The organism is Bradyrhizobium stylosanthis (assembly GCF_001641335.1).
Lineage (GTDB): Bacteria > Pseudomonadota > Alphaproteobacteria > Rhizobiales > Xanthobacteraceae > Bradyrhizobium > Bradyrhizobium stylosanthis.
Genome location: NZ_LVEM01000001.1, coordinates 269,789 through 288,170 on the forward strand (window position 1 = coordinate 269,789; position 18,382 = coordinate 288,170).

Sequence of the window (18,382 nt, forward strand, 5' to 3'; positions counted from 1 at the left end):
AATTCGAAAGAGCAGATCCCATGGCAGTGCATCAGGTCAATCCGGGAGGAAAGCTCGCATCCCTCGATCCGATCTGGGACCGGGTCCGGAGCGAGGCGGAGGACATCGTCCATCGCGAGCCCGAGCTTGCAACCTTCATCTACTCGACGGTGCTGCATCACAGCCGCCTCGAGGATTCGGTGATCCATCGTCTCGCCGACCGGCTCGATCATTCCGCGCTGTCGGGCGACCTGGTGCGCCAGACCTATGACGAGGCGCTGCGCGACGATCCCGATCTCGGCAACGCCTTCCGCGCCGATCTCGTCGCCGTCTACGATCGCGATCCCGCCACCTCGCGCTTCATCGATCCCTTGCTCTACTTCAAGGGCTTCCATGCGATCCAGACCCATCGCCTGGCGCACTGGCTCTGGCTGAAGGGCCGCAAGGATTTTGCGTATTACCTGCAGAGCCGCGCCTCCGCGGTGTTCCAGACCGACATCAATCCTGCCGCGCGCATCGGCCGCGGCATCTTCCTCGACCATGCCACCGGCTTCGTCTGCGGCGAGACGGCGGTGATCGAGGACGACGTCTCGATCCTGCACGGCGTCACGCTCGGCGGCACCGGCAAGGAGAACGAGGACCGTCATCCCAAGATCCGCCACGGCGTGCTGATCGGCGCCGGCGCAAAGATCCTCGGCAACATCGAGATCGGCCATTGCGCGCGCATCGCCGCGGGTTCGGTCGTGGTCAAGCCCGTGCCGCACAACGTCACGGTCGCGGGCGTGCCGGCCAAGATCGTCGGCGAGGCCGGCTGCGCCGAGCCGTCGCGCACCATGGATCAGATGATCAACGCGATGGGACTTTGAGCTTGCGTGCAAGGGCCGGATTCTCCGGCCCTTTTTCGTCCCCAAATTGTTTGGCAATTCATGCTGGCGGTTCGTCGCGTCTCGTCCTAAAACGCCGCCAACCCATTTCGATCGGAGACTTGCCGTGGACGTCAAAGAAGTCAGAAAGCTCGATGCGTATCTGAAGCGCGTATTCGGCAATCCCAAGATTCGCGTCGTGCCGCGGCCGAAGAAGGATGACTCCGCCGAGGTCTATATCGGCGAGGAATTCATCGGCGTGCTCTTCGTCGACGACGAGGACGATGATCGCTCGTTCCAGTTCCAGATGGCGATCCTCGAGGACGATCTCGTCGATCAGGAATAGTTTTCGGCGCCTCCCGTGTCCCGGCTCCGCAGCGCACCGTCGAAGAGACGCTGCGCTGCGCCCGGGGCATGCACCGAAAAATCGAGGCGCGCTCTCTCCACATCGTCATTGCGAGCCAACGGGTCCGCGCGAAGCGCGGCCCGATGACAGGCTCCGCGAAGCAATCCAGGACTCTTTCCGCTGAGGGAATCTGGATTGTTTCGCTTCGCTCGCAATGACGGGTACTTTTCCCGCGCTCCGCGCTGCAGCCCGCAACTCTACGTCTTCGCAAGAACGCGCAGCCGCGCGGTGGCATCCGCGACAATGATGCCATCCGCATCGGCAAGCTCGGCTTGCACGACCATGTCGCGCTCCGTTCGCTCGACGACGCGCGCCCGCGCAATGATGAGCCCGACCGCCGCGGGTTTCAGGAAGCGCGTGTCGAGGCTCCTGGTGACCACGGTCTGATCGGGACCCAGCGCCGCGAGCGCGCAGATGCCGGTGGCGGAGTCCAGCATCGCCGCCAGAAATCCGCCCTGGACAGTCCCGTGCCTGTTGGTGAACGCAACCTGGGCCTGGAAGCGGATCAGCGCATCCCCGCTCTCGTCGAAGCCGAGCCATTCGCGCCCGAGCAGTTGCGCACCGGGCGGCAGATGTGTTGCCGGATCATTCACGCCGATCGCCCCATCATGACATCCTACCCCTGTTTTGCCCGACAGGTCAAATCGACTTCGAAAAAATCGAAGTCGTGACGGCCCCTCGCTACTGTGCATGGGGTTGTTTTCGAGGTTTTGTTTTGGAAGGGCCCGCGGCAGGGCGCAGACGGGGCTCAGCCCTTCGGCCCGCGCAATTGCGCCGTCAGCTTCTCCATCGCCTCCGCGACCTCGCGCCATTGCGACAGCCAGCTGCGGGGGAAGCGGAAGGTGAGGTCGGCGCCGCCGACGCGGCGCTCGGAGAGGCACATGCCGGGGGTTGCCGCATCGCGCGTGCAGCGCGCGGTCAGCGCGGGACTTGCGGCAGAATAGAGGTCCTCGCTGCCGTAGGGCGTCTCAGTGCGGAACGTCCGCATCGTCAGGCCTTCCTCGGGCTGGGTTGCGGCCTGGTCGAGATAGCGCGGATAGATCGTGGCCGTTCGCTGCTCGGGCGCGAGCGCATCGTGATGGGCCGCGATCGACAGGAAGATGCGGTCGATCGACTGCACCGCCGTCTCCACGGTGTCGGCGGTGACGTGCCTGGGCGCGCCGGGCGGCTCGAGCGAGGGATAGAGCACGTCGAGATCGATGCGCTCCTGCGGCCCGGAGTGGCGCTGGATCTTCATCCGGATCGCCGTGGTCGGCACGTTGAACAACGTCCCGCCGACGCTCACCGGCAGCCGGTCCGGGGCGCTGGCGCCGCCGGCGCCCCAGGTCGGCCACAGCAGATAGGCGACCAGCGCGACCGCGCCGAGCGCGGCAGCGCCGCCGAGCACGATCGGCACGATATGCGCCCGCGTGCGCGAGGGTCTGAGGGAAGCTGCCGAAAACACCGTCATGATGAGCGCGCGTGGAACCCGGGGTCGGCCGATGGCCGACGAATCAGCGGGGAATATGCCACGCGGCGGCGAATTCGCGCAGCCTTGCCGGCTGCGGGGCGGGGAGAGGGCCCTGCACGGACCGGCGGGCCTCGTTAACCTTCTCTTAAGGATAATGTAGCGTTAACCAGCACGATTTGTCACAGGAAGGCTCCGGCGTTGCGTAAGTGCGGACTGTTTCCGATGACACCTGAAGCTCTCAATTCCTTCTTCTCGATCTGCATCGGTTTCGCGCTCGCCGGCGCCCTCGTGAACGGATACCAGGCGTTCGCGCAGCGCCCCGCAGGCTTCGGCCTGTTGCAGGACGGCGTGGCGCCGAAGACCTTCGCGGCGGTGCCGTTCCTGGTGTTCGCCGCTCCCTTCATCATCATGCGCAACACGCTGCGCGGCCTGCAGGTGGAAAGCCGCCGCGTGGAATTCGTGATGATGGCGACCCTCATCGCCGGCTTCTGGAGCATGATGAGCGGCACCTTCTTCCTGATGACGCTGCGCGCCGCCGGCGTTCTGACCTGATCCCAAGACGCCGAGCGTTCCCCGGGACGATAACGTTCCTGACGCCGCCGGACCTTTGCGTCGGGGCTGCCGTTTCGCTATGCCTTGGTCAACCCGACAGGAGACCTTGATGGCGATCTACGAGCTCGACGGGCAGGCGCCCGAACTTCCCGCCGACGGCAATTATTTCATCGCGGAGACCGCGACGGTGATCGGCCGCGTGCGCCTGAAGCCGGGCGCGAGCGTGTGGTTCGGCGCGGTGCTGCGCGGCGACAACGAGTGGATCGAGATCGGCGAGGGCGCCAACGTGCAGGACGGCTCGACCTGTCACACCGATCTCGGCTTTCCCATGGTCATCGGCACCAACTGCACCGTCGGCCACAACGTCATCCTGCACGGCTGCACCATCGGAGACGGTGCGCTGATCGGCATGGGCTCGATCGTGATGAACGGCGCGAAGATCGGCCGCAACAGCATCGTCGGCGCCGGCTCCGTCATCACCGAGGGCAAGGAGTTTGCCGAACGCTCGCTGATCATCGGCTCGCCCGCGCGCGTGATCCGCACGCTCGACGACGCCCAGGTGCAGCGCATGGGAAGCGCGGCGAAGTTCTACGTCGCCAACGGCCCGCGCTTCAAGAAGGGCCTGAAGCGGATCGGCTAACGTCCTTCGGACTCGCGGGCTTCCCTGGCGCTCGCGATCTTCTCGTGGCCCGCCGACCACAGCGCGTGCTCGTCGCTGCCGTCCGTATAAGGATTGGCTTCGGCGGGAATGTTTTGGCGCGCGGCGCGTTCGCCTTCTGCAAAGGGGTCGCGATCGGTCATCGTGATGTCGCCTCCTGGTTCTCAAGCTGATGCCGCGGCATTTGTTCCGGAACCTGCATTCGCGGCAGCGGTTGACGGGCAAAGGAGATTTTTCCGATGGCGTCCTCCGCAAATGCTTCGATCAGGATCATGCTCGTGATCTTCGCCCTCGCGGCGATGCCGGCCGTCTCGTTCGCGCAAGCGACCGGCGGCTCTGCGGGATCGAGCGGTGCCTCGTCGGGATCGGGCGGAGGTGTCGCCAATTCACCGGCACCGCCGCCGGGCACCAACAGCCTGGGGACGGCTCAATCGTCGGGACCAGGCTCAGGCGTCACGACCGGCTCCGGGACCGGTGGCGGCACCGATGCCGCGGTCAACGCCGAGAACCGGCTGCTCGACAAGAAGCTGAAGAGCATCTGTCGCGGCTGCTGATGCTCGCGCGGAAGTGAGACAGTGTGGCTGTCCGGATTGCCCAATGGACGTTAGCTTGATCCCGCTTTGAAGCGTGGAGCGTGTCCACGCGGAGGAATCGAGTGATGTTACGCAAGACAATGATGGCGGCGCTGGCCGTCGCGGCAGTCGGACTGTCGATGCCGCAGATGGCCCAGGCGCGGGGCTTTGGACATGGCGGCGGCTGGGGCCACGGTGGTGGCGGCTGGGGTCATGGCGGCCACGGCCATTGGCATGGCGGCGGCTTCTGGCCTGGCGTCGCCATCGGCGCGGGCCTTGCCGGCGCCGGCTACTACGGCGCCTATTACGGCTACGGCTCCCCGTATTACGGCGATCCCTACTATTATGGGTCCGGCTATGACGATGGCGGCTACGGCGGCTGCTACGTTACCCGCAAGCGCGTGATGACGCCGGCGGGATGGCGATACCGTCGCGTCGACGTCTGCGAGTGAGGCGGGGCGACCTGACCTACGAAAAAACAAGGCCGTTGACGCAGTATACCGTCAACGACCTTGCCAGCCCCGGATATTAAAATCGGCTCACGCCATCCGGTAAGGGCCAGCATCGCGCGGAATCATACGGGGGAATGTGATCCAGTTCACAAGTGGAGAAATTAAAGCCGCCGGCTGAGGCCCGTTTAGCCGCGCGAGCGCTTGCGCGCGCTGGCACTGACGCGGTGACGCGCCGGTTTCCTGCGGGTAACCGTGGGTGTTTCGGCCTCGGTGGCCCGGGCACTGGCGAAGGACTGGCGCAGGCCGTCGATGGATTCGTTCAGCGTCGCCACCTGCTCGGAGAGGCGCTTGGTATCGGCCTGCTGGGACGCAAGCAGGCGCTTCACGGTCTGGAGCTGGTCCTGCACGACCTGAAGCTGGTCGATCGATTCCTGCTGGGTCGCCTCGAGTCCCTTGGTCTTCTCGACCAGCTGCTCGGAAGCCTGCGCGGTGCGGGCCTGGAGCTGCCGTGAGGCCACCACCCGGTCGGTCTCCGGCGCAGAGCCCGTATAGGCGCGCCAGATCGCGATCGAGGTCACGCCGGCGATCAGCAAAAACAGGGCGGCGGCGGTCAGCGCGATGGGCTGGGCGCCAAGGCGAAACAGGGGGTTGGACCGTGTGTCCTCTGCGAGATCGATCATCGCTGACAAAATCCAAATGGAAACTTGGTGAGTGGCGAAGAACCGGCAGCGCGGAACGCAGGACGGGCGGCCGGGATGTCCCGAAAGTGTTACTGTTCGGCAACAATTGGGACCAAAAAGAGGCTGGTGGCCAAAAAAGCGCTCTTTGCCCCTTGCTTATGGCAAGGATAGCCAAATTCAAGGCTGAAACGGCGAAAACGGCCCGGAATAGGTCTTCGGCCGCGGCGCCGCGTAGGGGCCGAGCCGCGATGTCTTCAGCCCCAGCCGCACCAGCGATTCCGCCAGGGTCACCGCGGCAGCGACGCCGTCGACCACCGGCAAGCCGTGGGTGGCGGCAAGCTCGGCGGCGAGATCGGCCATGCCGGCGCAGCCGAGCACGATGGCCTCGGCGCGATCGTCGCGGATGGCGGCGGTGATCTCAGCCGAAATCTTGCCGAGCGCATCGGCATTGCGTTCTTCCAGCGCGAGCACCGGGACCTCGGCCGCGCGCACGCGGGCACAGCGGTCGGCAAGGCCGTACTTCGTCAGATTATGCTCGATCGGCACGATGGAGACACCGAGCGTCGTCACCACGGCAAAGCGCGCCGCGATCAGGCTCGCCATGTGGAAGCCGGCCTCGCCGATGCCGATCACCGGCGCCTTCGCGGCGGCGCGCGCGGCATCGAGGCCGGTGTCGTCGAAGCAGGCGATGATGTGGGCGTCGGCACCGTCGCGATCGGCCTCGCGGATGCAGCCGAGCATGCCGGGCACCGCAAAGGCCTCGTCGTAGAAACCTTCGATGGAGACCGGGCCCATCGCGGGCTGGCGCGCGTCGATCACGGTGTCGGCAAGCGCAACGCTGCGCGCCGCGGCGGCGATCTTCGCCGTCATGGACGCCGTGGTGTTGGGATTGACGACGTGAAGCCGCATCGGATCAGACCAGCCCTTTATGAGACAAGCTATTAAACAAGCCCTTGGCCGGCGTCCGAGCCCTTGGCCGCCTGCCGCTTGTTGAGCACGTGGATGGTGCCGAGCGCAAGCGCGATCACCGTGAACGAGACGGCCGAGATCACGGTGCCGAGTGCGTAGATGTCGGGGTTCGTCACCGTCGTGGTGAGGCCCTGCAGATCCAGCGGCAACGTGTTCACCGCGCCGATCGCCTGGCTGGAGCGGGCGAGTTCGTCCCAGGACAGCGTGAAGCCGAACAGGCCGATGCCGATCACCGAGGGCAGGATGATCGGCAGCACGACATGGCGGAAGGTCTGCCACGGCGTCGCGCCGAGATCGCGTGCGGCTTCCTCGAGGCGCGGATCGAAGCGGTTGAAGATCGCGAACATGATGAGCAGGCCGAACGGCAGCGTCCAGGTCAGGTGGGCGCCGAGGCCTGACGTGAGCAGACCCATCGAGGTCTCGAAGTTCTCGTTCCAGTGCGCCTTGATGAGGTCGTCGATGATGCGGAATTCCAGCGAGATGCCGAGCGACGTAATGATGGAAGGAACAATGAGGCTCGCGATCGCCGAGTAGAACAGGATGCTTTGCGCCCTAAACTTCCTGCGGAAGGCCATGCCGGCGGCGACCGACAGCACGACGGTGACGATCATCACGATGATGCCGAGCAGCAGCGAACGGCGGAAGGCCGCGCCGAGATCGACGATGCCGGTGCCCTGGAACAGCTTTGCAATCCAGAACGTCGACACGCCGTTCATCGGGAAGGTGAGGCCGCCCTGCGGTCCCTGGAACGATAGCACGTAGATCGCGATCATCGGGCCGTAGAGGAACAACACGTAGGCCGCGAAGAAGACCGCGAGCACGTAGAAAGAGCGAGGGCGTCCTTCCTTCATGCTCAGAGCTCCTTCTTGATGTCGACGATGCGCGACATCATGGTGATGATCAGGAAGGTGATGATGAGCAGGATCACGGCGTTGGCCGCGGCTGCGGGGAATTGCAGCGCGTTGACCCGCGTCTCGATGATCTTGCCGGCAGCCGCGATCTGCTGGCCGCCCATCACGCCGATGGTGATGAAGTCGCCCATCACGATGGTGATGACGAAGATCGAGCCGATCACGATGCCGGGCTTGGCCAGGGGAATGACGACATTGACGAGGGTCTGAAAGCCGCTGGCGCCGGCATCATAGGCCGCCTCGATCAGCGACTTGTCGATGCGGATCATCGAATTGAAGATCGGCACCACCATGAAGAAGGTGAAGAGGTGGACCAGCGCGAGCACCACGGAGAATTCGGAGAACAGCAGCCATTCCAGGGGATGGTTGATCACCCCTGTCTTGACGAGGCCCGAGTTGACGAGGCCGTTGCGGCCGAGCAGCGGGATCCATGCGATCATGCGGATCACGTTGGAGGTCCAGAACGGGATCGTGCAGAGCAGCGACAGGCCCATCTGCCAGGTCTTGGACTTGACGTGGAAGGCGAGGAAGTAGGCGACCCAGAAGCCGATGAAGAGCGTGATCGCCCACACCATGAAGCAGAGCTTGAGCGTCTTCAGATAGGTCTTGCCGATCGTGCAGAGATCGGGGAGCTGCGCGATGCAGCCCTCGAACGTGTCGGTGTAGCCGCGGCCGGAGAACGCCGGCAGCAGCTGGTATTCATTGTAGTCCCAGAAGGACACGATGACGACGAAGACGAGCGGAATGAGGAAGAAGGCGAGAAACACCAGCATCATCGGCCCGGCCTGAAGCCAGGAGACGAAGGACGGCGACAGGCGCGTCGGCTTTGCGGCGCGCGCTGTTCCCGACCCCGGGATCAAGCCCGGGGATGCCTGTTGCAGGACTTCTTCCGACATGTCCGTCACGCCGCGATGAACTCATTCCACTTGCGGACCATGTAGTCGTTCTCGTCCATCACCGCGTTCCAGCACGCGACGCCGCCCATGCGGTCTTCGTAGGAGCCGCCGTCGCGCACCGCGCCGGCCTTCTCCAGCAGCGAGCCGTCAGGCGCCTTGATGTCCTTCTCGGCCGCCTTGCCTTCCATCCAGTACGCCCACTCGTAGGGCTCCATGTGCGCCTTGGCGGTGGAGAGCACGGCCGAGTAGTAGCCCTGGCGGTTGAGATAGGCGCCGGCATAGCCGGACAGGAACCAGTTCACGAACTCATAAGCCCATTCGAGCTTGGGGCCCGAGACGCCCTTGGAGACGCAGAAGCCCGAAGCCCAGGAGCGGTAGCCTTCCTTGAGCGGCTGGAAGGTGCAGGGAATGCCCATCGAGCGGACCTTCGTCACCGCAGGCGACCACATCGACTGAATGACGGTCTCGCCCGATGCCATCAGGTTGACGCTCTCGTTGAAGTCCTTCCAGAAGGCGCGGAACTGGCCGGCCTTCTTGGCCTCGGTCATCACCTTCATGGTGAGATCGATCTCTTCCTTCGTCATGTTGCCCTTGTCGGCATATTTGTACTTGCCGGAGGCTTCCACGACCATCGCGGCATCCATGATGCCGATCGAGGGGATGTTGAGGATCGAGGCCTTGCCCTTGAACTCGGGGTTGAGCAGCTCGGCCCAGGTGCTGATCGGGCGCTTGATCAGGTCGGGGCGGATGCCGAGCGTGTCGGCGTTGTAGACGGTCGGGATCAGCGTGACGAATTCGGTCGCCGAGGTCGCGAACTTCTTGGAGTCCTTGCCTTCGAGATAGAGCACCTTCCAGGGCGCGGTGCCCTGGCCGCCGATCTTCTTGCCGCCGGGCGTCTCGCCCTTGGTGAAGACCGGCGTGATGTTGTCGAATTCCTTGATCTTCTTGGCGTCGAGGGCAAGGATGTTGCCCGACGGCACCAGCTTCTTCAGCGAGAAATATTCGGTGTCCAGCACGTCGAACGAGTTCGGCTGGGTCATCACGCGCTTGGTGACGTCGTCGGTGGTCGCGGTGATGTATTCGATCTTGATGCCGGTGTCCTTCAGGCACTGCTTGGAGATGTCGTCGCCCTCGTTCACGGCGGTGCCGAGATAGCGCAGCACCTTCGCATCGGCCGACTTCACATAGGGAAAGCCGGTGATGGCGCCGGAGCCGGCGGCGAGGCCGGCGAGACCCGCGGTGCCCTTGAGCAGCGTGCGGCGGCTGACGCCTTTCGTCCTGGTGGTCTCGGTCATATCAGTCACTCCTCTGTTGCGCATTCCACTGATCGATCGGCGCTATTGCAGGCGCTGCGCCTTGGCGGGATCCCAGGTCGCCAGCACGCGGTCACCCGGACGGAACGGGTGGACGTCGAAGGCGGCTTCCGGAACATGGGAGAACAGGGCGGTGCCGTCGTCGAGCGTGAGCGAGACGGCGATGTAGGAGCCCTGGTACTCGGTCTGGGTCAGCAGCGCCGGTGCGCCGAACGCGCCGTCAGTGATCGGCTTGATGCCGAGCTGATCGGCGCGCACGGCGATGAGCTTGCCGGCGTCGCTGAGCACGTTGTGGCCGCCGATGAAGCGCGCCACGAATTCGGTGCGGGGGTGGTGGAAGATGTCGCGGGCAGTGCCCTGCTGCTCGATCTTGCCGTGGTTCATCACCACGATGTGGTCGGCGAGCGCCATCGCCTCTTCCTGGCCGTGGGTGACCTGGATGAAGCTGATCCCGAGCTCGCGCTGCAGCCGCTTCAATTCGCCCCGCATCTTCACCCGCAGGAACGGATCGAGCGCGGACAGCGGCTCGTCGAGCAACAGGATCTGCGGCTCGGTGATGAGTGCGCGGGCGAGCGCGACCCGTTGCTGCTGGCCGCCGGAGAGCTGGGCCGGCAGCCGGCCCGCATATTGGCTCATCGCCACCAGCTCGAGCAGTTCGCCGGCGCGCTTGTGGCGGGTCGGCTTGTCGATGCCGCGCATCTTCAAGGCGAAGGCGACGTTGTCGATCACGCTGAGATGCGGGAACAGCGCGTAGGACTGGAACATCATCGCGGTGCCGCGCTCGGCGGGCGGAAGATCGGTGACGTTCTGCGCGCCGAGGATGATGTCGCCAGCGCTGACCGCCTCGTGGCCGGCGATCATGCGCAAGGTCGAGGTCTTGCCGCAGCCGGAGGGGCCGAGCAGGCAGCAATAGGTGCCGGCCGGGATCTTCAGGTTGACGGTGTCGACCGCGAGCGTCGTGTCGTAGCGCTTGGTGACGGCGACCAGTTCGAGAGCGGCAGGAATGGCCATGGCGAGTCCGGCAGGAGGGCGGTGTCCGGCCTCTCTCCGCAAGGTCCGTGCCAACAGGCTCCAGCCGGGCAGATTCCAAAAACTGTGCAGCGGAGTCAGATCGTTAGATCGAATCCGGCGGATTCGGGCTGCCTGCCGCGCGCGCAGCCGCCTGCACACAAAACGGGCGAAGATTGTATAAAGTTTCGCCTGTGATTGGATACAGCTCGTCGTCTAACATTCGAGGCCGAACGTTGCCGATCGAGCTCTCACAGCCATGGTTGCCAAGACCCGCCCCAAATCCGACGCGCCAGACGCCAGCGACCGCGTCAGCCGCATCAGGGAGGGCGTGACCGCAGCGATCCTGGAGCATCGCCTGTTGCCGGGCACGAAGCTCGGCGAGGACGAGATCGGCGAGATCTACGGCGCAAGCCGCACGCTGGTCCGCACCGCGCTGCAGCAGCTCGCTCACGAAGGTATCGTCAACATCGAGAAGAACCGCGGCGCCTTCGTCGCGCGCCCCACGCCCGCCGATGCCCGCGAAGTGTTCGAGGCGCGGCGCCTGATCGAGCCCACCATCGTCGACCACGCCGTCGATGCGGTGTCGCCGGCCTGGCTCGATCGTCTCCAGCAACATCTCGCCGAGGAACGCGAGGCCGAGCTGCGCGGCGACGCGCGCGCCTCGGTCCGCCTCTCCGGCGATTTTCACCGCCTCGTCGCCGAGATGAGCGGCCACAGCATCTATCTCGGTTTCCTCAAGGAGCTGATCGCGCGCTCTTCGCTGATCATCCTGCTGTATCGCCGTCACGACACGCCGGCCTGCGGCACCGATCACCATGCGGGTATCGTCGCCGCGATCCGCAAGCGCGACAAGCAGGCGGCGCGCGCGCAGATGCTGTCGCATCTGCGGGAGATCGAGGACGAGCTGTTCCTGAAGGATCCCGCCGCCGACGAGTTGCGGCTCGCCGACGTGCTGGGCGCCTGATCGCGCGTGGCCTGACGTCACAGGCGAATGCTTTGATTCATTTGCTTTAATTCAATTGCAGCCTGACGCCGATCTCTCGTCAAAGCGGATGGCAGCGCTGCATATTGCCGCCATGGTTGTAAGTTGACGTAAGCTAAACGTCGGCGTCAACTGTGAGCAGACGTATGCGTGCCTGCCATCACCCCCTCGCGTAGCCTGAACCTGTAGGGAAGGCTGATATGTCGGGTTTGAGGATATCGGCCAAAGTATTCGCCGTCGCAGCATCGCTTGTCGGCGTTGCCGTGGTGCCCGGCAGCCTGTCATCTGCACAGGCCCAGGAGGCCGCGGTCCTGTTCCGCAACGTCCGGATCTTCGACGGCAAGGGCAGCGCGCTCTCGGCGCCATCCAGCGTCCTCGTCAGAAAAGGGATCATCGAGAAGATCTCGACGGCGGATATCACGAGCGCGTCGCAGGTCATCGACGGCGGTGGGCGGGTGCTGATGCCCGGACTGATCGATGCGCATTGGCACGCGATGCTGGTGCGGCCGACGCCGATGGCCGCGCTTGCCGGCGATATCGGCTACAATAATCTGCTCGCCGCCAGCGAAGCAACCGCGACCTTGATGCGCGGCTTCACCACCGTGCGTGACATGGGCGGGCCGAGCTTCGGGCTCAAGCAGGCCATCGACGAGGATCTGGTCGCGGGTCCGCGCATCTATCCATCCGGCGCCATCATCACCATCACCAGCGGTCACGGCGACTTCCGCCAATTGTCCGATCTGCCGCGCACGATCGGCGGCATGCTGAGCCGCATGGAGCGGATCGGCGGCAGCATGGTCGCCGACAGTCCCGACGAAGTCCGCGTGCGCGCGCGCGAGCAGCTCATGCAGGGCGCTTCGCAAGTCAAGCTCACCGCCGGCGGCGGCGTCGCATCGCCGTTCAGCCCGCTCGACGTCTCCACCTTCACCGAGCCCGAGTTGCGCGCGGCGGTCGAAGCCGCCGAGAATTGGGGCACCTATGTCGCAACCCACGCCTATACGCCGGTGGCGATCCAGCGCTCGATCGCCGCCGGTGTGAAATGCATCGAGCACGGCCATCTCATGGACGAGGCAAGCGCGAAACTGATAGCCGAGAAGGGCATCTGGCTCAGCACGCAGCCGTTCCTCGATCTCGCCGGCGCCGCTGCGCTCGGACCTGCGGAGCAGGACAAGATGCGGCAGGTGGTTGCCGGCACGGATCGCGTCTACGCGCTGGCGAAGAAGTACAAGATCAAGACCGCGTTCGGCACCGACGTCCTGTTCTCGAGGGCATTGGCGGAGAAGCAGGGCTCGATGCTCGCCGCGCTGACGCGCTGGTACACGCCGGCCGAAGCGCTGGCCATGGCAACGTCCGCGAATGCGGAGTTGCTGAGCCTGTCGGGTCTGCGCAATCCCTATCCCGGCAAGCTCGGCGTGGTGGAGGAGGGCGCGCTGGCCGATCTGCTGCTCGTCGACGGCAATCCGCTCGACAACATCGCCCTTGTCGAAGATCCCGCGAAGAACTTCGTCGTGATCATGAAGGGCGGCAAGATCTACAGGAACAGTCTCGCGCGTTGACGCGCGTCGCCTGGTGCGATCCGGCGAATTTGGAACGTTACTGGCGCTCGTCAGGGCGCGGCTGTTCGCGCCGCGCACTGTTCACGCTCTCGGGATTCACGGGCGGGCGCACAGGGCTTGTCACAATTTCGGGCCTGTCATCCCCGGCGTGACTTCTAAGCGTCTCAAGAACCAGAAAGAATTTCTCGGCCAGCATGAGTCAATCTCGTTGACGCGTTCATCTCGCTTTCGAGAACCGCGAGATTCGCTATCGAATTCGATCACTTGTTGCATTTGCCGGCAATTTAATTCGGCGCGACCACCCGATTATGACAAAGCTTGCCGAATTTTTTCGCAGGCCGCGTATGTGGAAGATCATGCATTGCCGCGCAACGTTACTATTCATCGCGGAGCGCTCCCGCTATATGCTGTCGCTCTGTCATTGAACTGTCATGTCACCGTAAAATGCTGAAATCAGACGCAACGCCGGCCCGCAAGACACCGGGCGCGCCGGATGGGAATCCTGACCCGAAGGATCGCAAGAAGACGCAAGTCGTCGCCGGGTTCCTCAGGCAAATTGATCCAGCCGAGCCCGGCGTGGAATCTGCGACCTTCGAGGGCGCTGTGATCGATCCGACGCCACCGCAGATAACGCCGCCGGCATTGGAACCATTGCAGCCGAACGTTGCCGCACGCCCCGCCGGTGAAATCGAGCTCAAGCTTCTCGTCGACGCCGATCGCATGGCGCACTTCGCTGCTGCGCCTGTCATCGCGGCGAACGCCCGCAACAAGGGCACGCGCAAGCATCTGAAATCCATCTACTACGATACGCCGGAGCGAACGCTGCGTCGCGCCGGACTCAGCCTTCGCGTCCGCCAGAGCGGCGCGCGCTTCGTGCAGACCGTGAAGACCGACGCCGCCGACGACCCGCTGCGCCGCGGCGAATGGGAGGCGAACGTGCCGTCGCTCGCGCCCGATCTCGCGCTAGCGATGCCCTTCATTCCGGAGAAGCTTCGCGCGCAGCTCGAAACGCAGCCGCTCGAAGCGGTCTTCACCGCCGACGTCCATCGTCACGCGCGCATGATCGATCTGCCGTCCGGCACCGTCGAGATCGCCTTCGACCAGGGCGTGCTGACATCCGGTGACCGTTCGGTGCCAGTGAGCGAGATCGAGCTTGAGCTCAAGAGCGGCAGCGCGAGCACGATCTACGAGATCGCGCTGCGCCTTGCCGAGCACGGCGCGGTGAAGCCGTCCATCCGCAGCAAGTCGGCGCGCGGCTTCGACCTTGCCGCGGACAAGCCGCCCTCGGTGCAGCGGCCGCGCAAGCTGCATCTCGATCCCGCCGTCGCGCTCGACGAGGCCTTCGCGACGATCCTGCGGTCGTGCTTCCTCCATCTGCTGCAGTCGCTGCCGGCGGCCGAGGACGGCCGCAACCCGGAAGGGGTGCATCAGCTGCGTGTCTCGCTGCGCCGGCTGCGATCGGCGCTCGACCTGATGCGGTCGGCCGGCGCGCTCAGCAATCTCGACGCATTGCGGTCGGAAGCCAGATGGCTGGCGCAGGATCTGTCCGCCGCGCGCGACTGGGACGTGTTCCAGCTCGAGACCTTGCCGGCGATCGCAAGCGCCTGTCCTTCGGTCGCCGGATTCGATGCGCTGGGTCGCGTCGCGGCGCGGCGCCAGTCGGAAGCCTATCGCAAGGCGCACCATGCGCTCGACGATCGCCGCTGCGCCGTGTTCCTGATCAATCTCGGCGGCTGGATCGAGACGCGGGGCTGGCGCAACGACGTCGCGCCCGAGGATCTCGGACGGCTCGCCGAACCGGCGGTCAATTTCGCCGAGCGCGTCTTGTCGGAGCAGCACGCCAAGGTGCTCAAGCGCGGCCGTCGCTTCAAATCGCTTGATGTCGACGAGGTGCACCGGGTGCGGCTCGCGACCAAGCGTCTGCGCTATCTCGGCGAGTTCCTGCTGCCGCTGTTCGCCGATCGCAAATCGTCGCGAAAATTCGCCCGCAGGCTCGCCGGCCTGCAGGAGGAGCTCGGCGCCTTCAACGACATGGCGGTGACGGCCTCATTGCTCGACGGGCTCGGCTCCGAGGATCGCGACAGCGCCATTGCGGCGGCCGCGATCACCGGCTGGCAGGCACGCGCATCGATCGGCGCACACCGGTCCCTGCTGGGCAGCTGGCGAGACTTCACCGCGGCGCGCGTGCCGTGGTCGGCGCAGGGCTGATCGCATATCCCGAAAAAAGTTGCGGCCAGCCATTGGGGGATGGCTGGCCGCGCGCGAACCGGTCTGGGACGGGGAGGGGTGGGGATGTGACCGGGTCGCGTAACCTGTTGTCTCGTTTCTAATCTCTCGCGCTGGCGGTGGAGACCGCCGGCCTGGTATCGCCGAGCGAGACCCAGACATTGGGATCGCCCTGCGACTGGCGCTTGACGAAGCGGTAGCCGGTCTCCGTCCAGGCAACGACGTTCTCGTTCTGATTGTCGAGAACGAACTCGCCCTTGTCGGTCTTCACCGTCAGCACCGCGTGCCCTTCGCCCTTCTTGTCGCGCACGACGGTGATGAGCAGGGCCTCGCGCGGCCAGCCGGCATCCATCAGCATCTTGCGCTTCAACAGCACGTAGTCTTCACAGTCGCCGTAGCCGTCCGAAGGCAGCGACCACTTCTCGATCACGCCCCAGTGCTCCTGGTCGGTCAAAGGCTTGACGGTCTCGTTGACCCAGCGATTGACCTTGACGAGGTCGCGCCATGCCGTCTGCGACATCACGATGTCGCGCGGCTGCGTCGGACCGCCCTGGCACTGCGCGGCGTTGTCCGCACAGAACTCGACCCAGCCGATCGGCGCACGCGTGGTGTCGCCGAGGCTCGCGTAGAGCAGACGGCTTTCGCCGGCCTGCGCTGCCGCGCTGATCCCGAAGAGCATGGCGGCAATCGCCAAGCCTTTCCCATGTCCCTTGAAGTTGAACATTGTCGCCCCCGTTTCTTGTTGGGACCACAATGCGCATCGAGCTTTTGAATTGCCGCTAAGTCGATCAAGTCAAGTCGAGACGAATACAAGTAAAAGGCGCGGCTAATTCGATCTATACTTGAATAGAATTTGCGTAAAATGCAGTATTACTGCAATTGATTCAAATTTTATCGATTAACGCGGAAACGCTGGTGGAACCGCCGTTTCGGCGCGCAAACGGCCCCCGCGTTAACTCGCGCTGGCGCCGTCACAACGCATGAAAAAGGCGGCGTCCGCATCGCGGAGGCCGCCTTCAGGGCTGGAAAATCGCTGGTTTTGGCGCGATTGCGCTTTACCGGGCGGTAACGCTCTCTTCGAGTGTCTCCACCGGCTGCTCGTGCATGAACTCCAGCGCGAAGCCGTCTTCGAGGTTTCGGACCACGCGGCCCTGCACGCGGCCGAGCAGAACGATCGATTTCAGGGGCGGGCGGTTCTCGGCGGCAATGGCCGCACCGGACAGCGAAAGGTCGATGATGCGGCAGGTCATCTTGGTGCCGTCCTCGAGCGTCAGCACCGCGATCGGGTTGCGCGGCACGATACGGTCGTGGCGGCGGTCTTCCGGCAGGTTGAGGATGTCGCGGTTGGCGAGCCAGGTGAGCTGGGCCGCGAGCTTGTCGCGCTTCCTGGGCGTCGCCCCGATCGTCATGGCAAAGCCATTGTCGATGATGCGGGTGATCTTGCCTTCGACGCGGCCGATATGGTCGAGATAGGCGACCACGCGGTCGCCGACATTGCCGATGCCGGGGGCGAGCAAAGCGAGCCCGCCGGGCGACATGTTGATCACCTGGCAGGGGAATTCACGGCGGTCCGGCAGCATGTAGCGGCCGAGCAGGTGGACTTTCACCCGCTGGAAACGCCGACGTTCCTCGGCGGCCGGTAGAAATTTTTTGTTCGCCAACGCCATTTTCACAACCCGACCCCCCGCCTGGCGGAGTCCGGCACGACCCTAAGGTGCACAGGGTTAATGCCGCGTTAGGATTGGGCGTGCCGAACACGCACAGACACAATGCGCTCGAAAAGCCACATCAGGGGCGGGCAGGCCAGCACCGCGAGTGCGCCGAGGTCGAGCGCGGCCGCGGCCGTTCCGGCCGATTTGGCCAGCCGGCCGGCGATTGCCGGCCCCAGCATCATCGCGGCATAGAAGAGTGTGTAGAACACGCCCATCCCGATCGCCCTGGTTTCGGGGGCGAGCACGCGGGCGGCAAGGCTCATGATCGGGCCGGCCGGGAAGCCCCCGACCATGCCGATCAGCACAAGAATAGTGAGCACGGCGTCGGACCGGGTCAGCCAGGCCAGCAGGGCGGCCACGACGAGGCTGGCCGCGATCGTCAGGACAAAGGGCCTGCCGCGATCGGCCAGATACCCGCCCGACGGCACCGAGATCACCGACAGCCACATCACGACGCTGATCGCCGAGCCGGCGGCGGCAATGCTCCAGCCGCGCTCGGCGAGCAGGGACGGGCCGAACGAGAAGATCATGGCGAAGCCGACATTATATAGGCCCCAGATCGTGCCGGCGACGATCACCGCCAGCAGCGCGAGGGGATCGAGCCGGCCCGAGCTGCTCGCGCTGACCGTTGCGCCGGGCGGCGGCTGGTAGAGCGTGATGAGTACAATGCCGATCACGGTCAGTGTGCCGGTCGCCGCGAACACGGCGCCCGCGCCATAGGCCGTGCCGATCGCCGGCAGCACCAGCAGCGAGATCGCAACGCCGGCGGGCCAGGAGTTGACGAAGATTGCCATCGCGGTGGCGATCTCCTTCCCCGCGAACCAGTCGGTGCCCATCTTGGTGAGCTGCACGGTCAGCAGCACGCCGCCGGCGCCGGAGACGAGACGGCCCGCCATCTGCCAGCCCCAGACATCGGTGGTGGCCATGACGAGGCTGCCTGCCGTCATCAGCAATAGCGCGGCAATCGTGGTCGGCTTGTCGCCGAAGCGCCGGCCGATCGCGCCGCCCGGCAGCGCCAGCACCACGCCCGGCGTGAAATAGAGCCCGATCAGGATGCCGATGTCGGCGAGCCCGACGCCGAAGGTCTGCTGCAACAGCGGTGCGACCGCTGCAACGCTCTGGAACTGGAACGCGATGGTGAGACGAACGACGAACAGGATCGCAAGAATGCCCCAGCGATTGCGCAATGCGTCG

The 18,382-nt window shown here is 64.9% G+C and carries 22 protein-coding genes; 9 read left to right on the forward strand and 13 right to left on the reverse strand.

Translation table 11 applies throughout. From position 1 onward, the window contains the following. Positions 1-20: 20 nt before the first annotated feature. A complete protein-coding gene (gene cysE, locus A7X65_RS01345; RefSeq protein ID WP_063682585.1) occupies positions 21-845 on the forward strand; it encodes a serine O-acetyltransferase in 825 nt (274 codons plus the stop codon). A gap of 124 nt (positions 846-969) precedes the next feature. Continuing rightward, positions 970-1,188 carry a DUF3126 family protein gene (locus A7X65_RS01350; protein ID WP_007602550.1) on the forward strand — a complete coding sequence of 73 codons (219 nt, stop codon included), beginning with the start codon at positions 970-972 and terminating at the stop codon, positions 1,186-1,188. A 257-nt stretch (positions 1,189-1,445) separates the two neighbouring features. Here A7X65_RS01350 and A7X65_RS01355 read toward each other — a convergent pair whose 3' ends face one another. Next, on the reverse strand, positions 1,446-1,940 hold the full coding sequence (locus tag A7X65_RS01355; RefSeq protein ID WP_208608593.1) for a PaaI family thioesterase: 495 nt from the start codon (positions 1,938-1,940) through the stop codon (positions 1,446-1,448). Between the two features lie 56 nt (positions 1,941-1,996). Then, positions 1,997-2,698, reverse strand: coding sequence for a hypothetical protein (locus A7X65_RS01360; protein ID WP_063682586.1), 702 nt, complete (start codon positions 2,696-2,698; stop codon positions 1,997-1,999). A gap of 222 nt (positions 2,699-2,920) precedes the next feature. Here A7X65_RS01360 and A7X65_RS01365 point away from each other — a divergent pair, with 222 nt between their 5' ends. Further along, positions 2,921-3,250: a DUF6949 family protein gene (locus A7X65_RS01365; RefSeq protein ID WP_063682587.1), complete on the forward strand. Its 330-nt coding sequence runs from the start codon at positions 2,921-2,923 to the stop codon at positions 3,248-3,250. A gap of 109 nt (positions 3,251-3,359) precedes the next feature. Continuing rightward, positions 3,360-3,890, forward strand: coding sequence for a gamma carbonic anhydrase family protein (locus tag A7X65_RS01370; RefSeq protein WP_063682588.1), 531 nt, complete (start codon positions 3,360-3,362; stop codon positions 3,888-3,890). On the opposite strand, the gene A7X65_RS42420 is transcribed toward A7X65_RS01370, so the two are convergent. Beyond that, entirely contained in the window at positions 3,887-4,051 is a 165-nt protein-coding gene (locus tag A7X65_RS42420; RefSeq protein WP_167358189.1) for a hypothetical protein, read from the reverse strand. The genes A7X65_RS01370 and A7X65_RS42420 overlap by 4 nt on opposite strands. After that, entirely contained in the window at positions 4,048-4,182 is a 135-nt protein-coding gene (locus A7X65_RS43515; RefSeq protein ID WP_283806146.1) for a hypothetical protein, read from the reverse strand. Before A7X65_RS43515 ends, A7X65_RS42420 begins: the two co-directional genes overlap by 4 nt. Between A7X65_RS43515 and A7X65_RS01375 the strand changes: the two genes are divergently transcribed. Next, positions 4,181-4,462, forward strand: coding sequence for a hypothetical protein (locus A7X65_RS01375; RefSeq protein ID WP_167358190.1), 282 nt, complete (start codon positions 4,181-4,183; stop codon positions 4,460-4,462). The genes A7X65_RS43515 and A7X65_RS01375 overlap by 2 nt on opposite strands. A gap of 104 nt (positions 4,463-4,566) precedes the next feature. Further along, the gene (locus A7X65_RS01380; protein ID WP_063682589.1) at positions 4,567-4,932 is read left to right on the forward strand and encodes a hypothetical protein; all 366 of its coding nucleotides are present in this window, start codon (positions 4,567-4,569) and stop codon (positions 4,930-4,932) included. A gap of 185 nt (positions 4,933-5,117) precedes the next feature. Here A7X65_RS01380 and A7X65_RS01385 read toward each other — a convergent pair whose 3' ends face one another. The 6 genes from A7X65_RS01385 to A7X65_RS01410 form a co-directional block, all read right to left on the reverse strand. Beyond that, positions 5,118-5,612 carry a hypothetical protein gene (locus A7X65_RS01385; protein ID WP_063682590.1) on the reverse strand — a complete coding sequence of 165 codons (495 nt, stop codon included), beginning with the start codon at positions 5,610-5,612 and terminating at the stop codon, positions 5,118-5,120. Positions 5,613-5,789: 177 nt separating this feature from the next. Continuing rightward, complete coding sequence (locus A7X65_RS01390) at positions 5,790-6,521, reverse strand: aspartate/glutamate racemase family protein (RefSeq protein WP_063682591.1); 732 nt, start codon at positions 6,519-6,521, stop codon at positions 5,790-5,792. A gap of 32 nt (positions 6,522-6,553) precedes the next feature. Continuing rightward, the gene (locus A7X65_RS01395; RefSeq protein WP_063682592.1) at positions 6,554-7,432 is read right to left on the reverse strand and encodes an ABC transporter permease; all 879 of its coding nucleotides are present in this window, start codon (positions 7,430-7,432) and stop codon (positions 6,554-6,556) included. Between the two features lie 2 nt (positions 7,433-7,434). Beyond that, positions 7,435-8,388, reverse strand: coding sequence for an ABC transporter permease (locus A7X65_RS01400; RefSeq protein ID WP_082884797.1), 954 nt, complete (start codon positions 8,386-8,388; stop codon positions 7,435-7,437). 5 nt (positions 8,389-8,393) lie between these two features. Then, on the reverse strand, positions 8,394-9,683 hold the full coding sequence (locus A7X65_RS01405) for an ABC transporter substrate-binding protein (protein WP_063682594.1): 1,290 nt from the start codon (positions 9,681-9,683) through the stop codon (positions 8,394-8,396). Positions 9,684-9,725: 42 nt separating this feature from the next. Further along, a complete protein-coding gene (locus A7X65_RS01410; protein ID WP_063682595.1) occupies positions 9,726-10,712 on the reverse strand; it encodes an ABC transporter ATP-binding protein in 987 nt (328 codons plus the stop codon). 256 nt (positions 10,713-10,968) lie between these two features. Between A7X65_RS01410 and A7X65_RS01415 the strand changes: the two genes are divergently transcribed. The 3 genes from A7X65_RS01415 (at position 10,969) to A7X65_RS01425 (ending at position 15,458) form a co-directional block, all read left to right on the forward strand. Next, the gene (locus A7X65_RS01415) at positions 10,969-11,676 is read left to right on the forward strand and encodes a GntR family transcriptional regulator (RefSeq protein WP_063682596.1); all 708 of its coding nucleotides are present in this window, start codon (positions 10,969-10,971) and stop codon (positions 11,674-11,676) included. 218 nt (positions 11,677-11,894) lie between these two features. Continuing rightward, positions 11,895-13,250, forward strand: a complete 1,356-nt coding sequence (locus tag A7X65_RS01420; RefSeq protein ID WP_063682597.1) for a metal-dependent hydrolase family protein — start codon at positions 11,895-11,897, stop codon at positions 13,248-13,250. 444 nt (positions 13,251-13,694) lie between these two features. Then, entirely contained in the window at positions 13,695-15,458 is a 1,764-nt protein-coding gene (locus tag A7X65_RS01425) for a CYTH and CHAD domain-containing protein (protein WP_063682598.1), read from the forward strand. Positions 15,459-15,576: 118 nt separating this feature from the next. Here the strand turns inward: A7X65_RS01425 and A7X65_RS01430 are convergent, their stop codons facing one another. The 3 genes from A7X65_RS01430 to A7X65_RS01440 form a co-directional block, all read right to left on the reverse strand. Beyond that, complete coding sequence (locus A7X65_RS01430) at positions 15,577-16,200, reverse strand: transglutaminase-like cysteine peptidase (protein WP_063682599.1); 624 nt, start codon at positions 16,198-16,200, stop codon at positions 15,577-15,579. Positions 16,201-16,531: 331 nt separating this feature from the next. Next, the gene (locus tag A7X65_RS01435) at positions 16,532-17,143 is read right to left on the reverse strand and encodes a PilZ domain-containing protein (protein WP_063682600.1); all 612 of its coding nucleotides are present in this window, start codon (positions 17,141-17,143) and stop codon (positions 16,532-16,534) included. Positions 17,144-17,211: 68 nt separating this feature from the next. Continuing rightward, the gene (locus A7X65_RS01440) at positions 17,212-18,375 is read right to left on the reverse strand and encodes an MFS transporter (RefSeq protein ID WP_063684735.1); all 1,164 of its coding nucleotides are present in this window, start codon (positions 18,373-18,375) and stop codon (positions 17,212-17,214) included. Between the last annotated feature and the right edge of the window lie 7 nt (positions 18,376-18,382).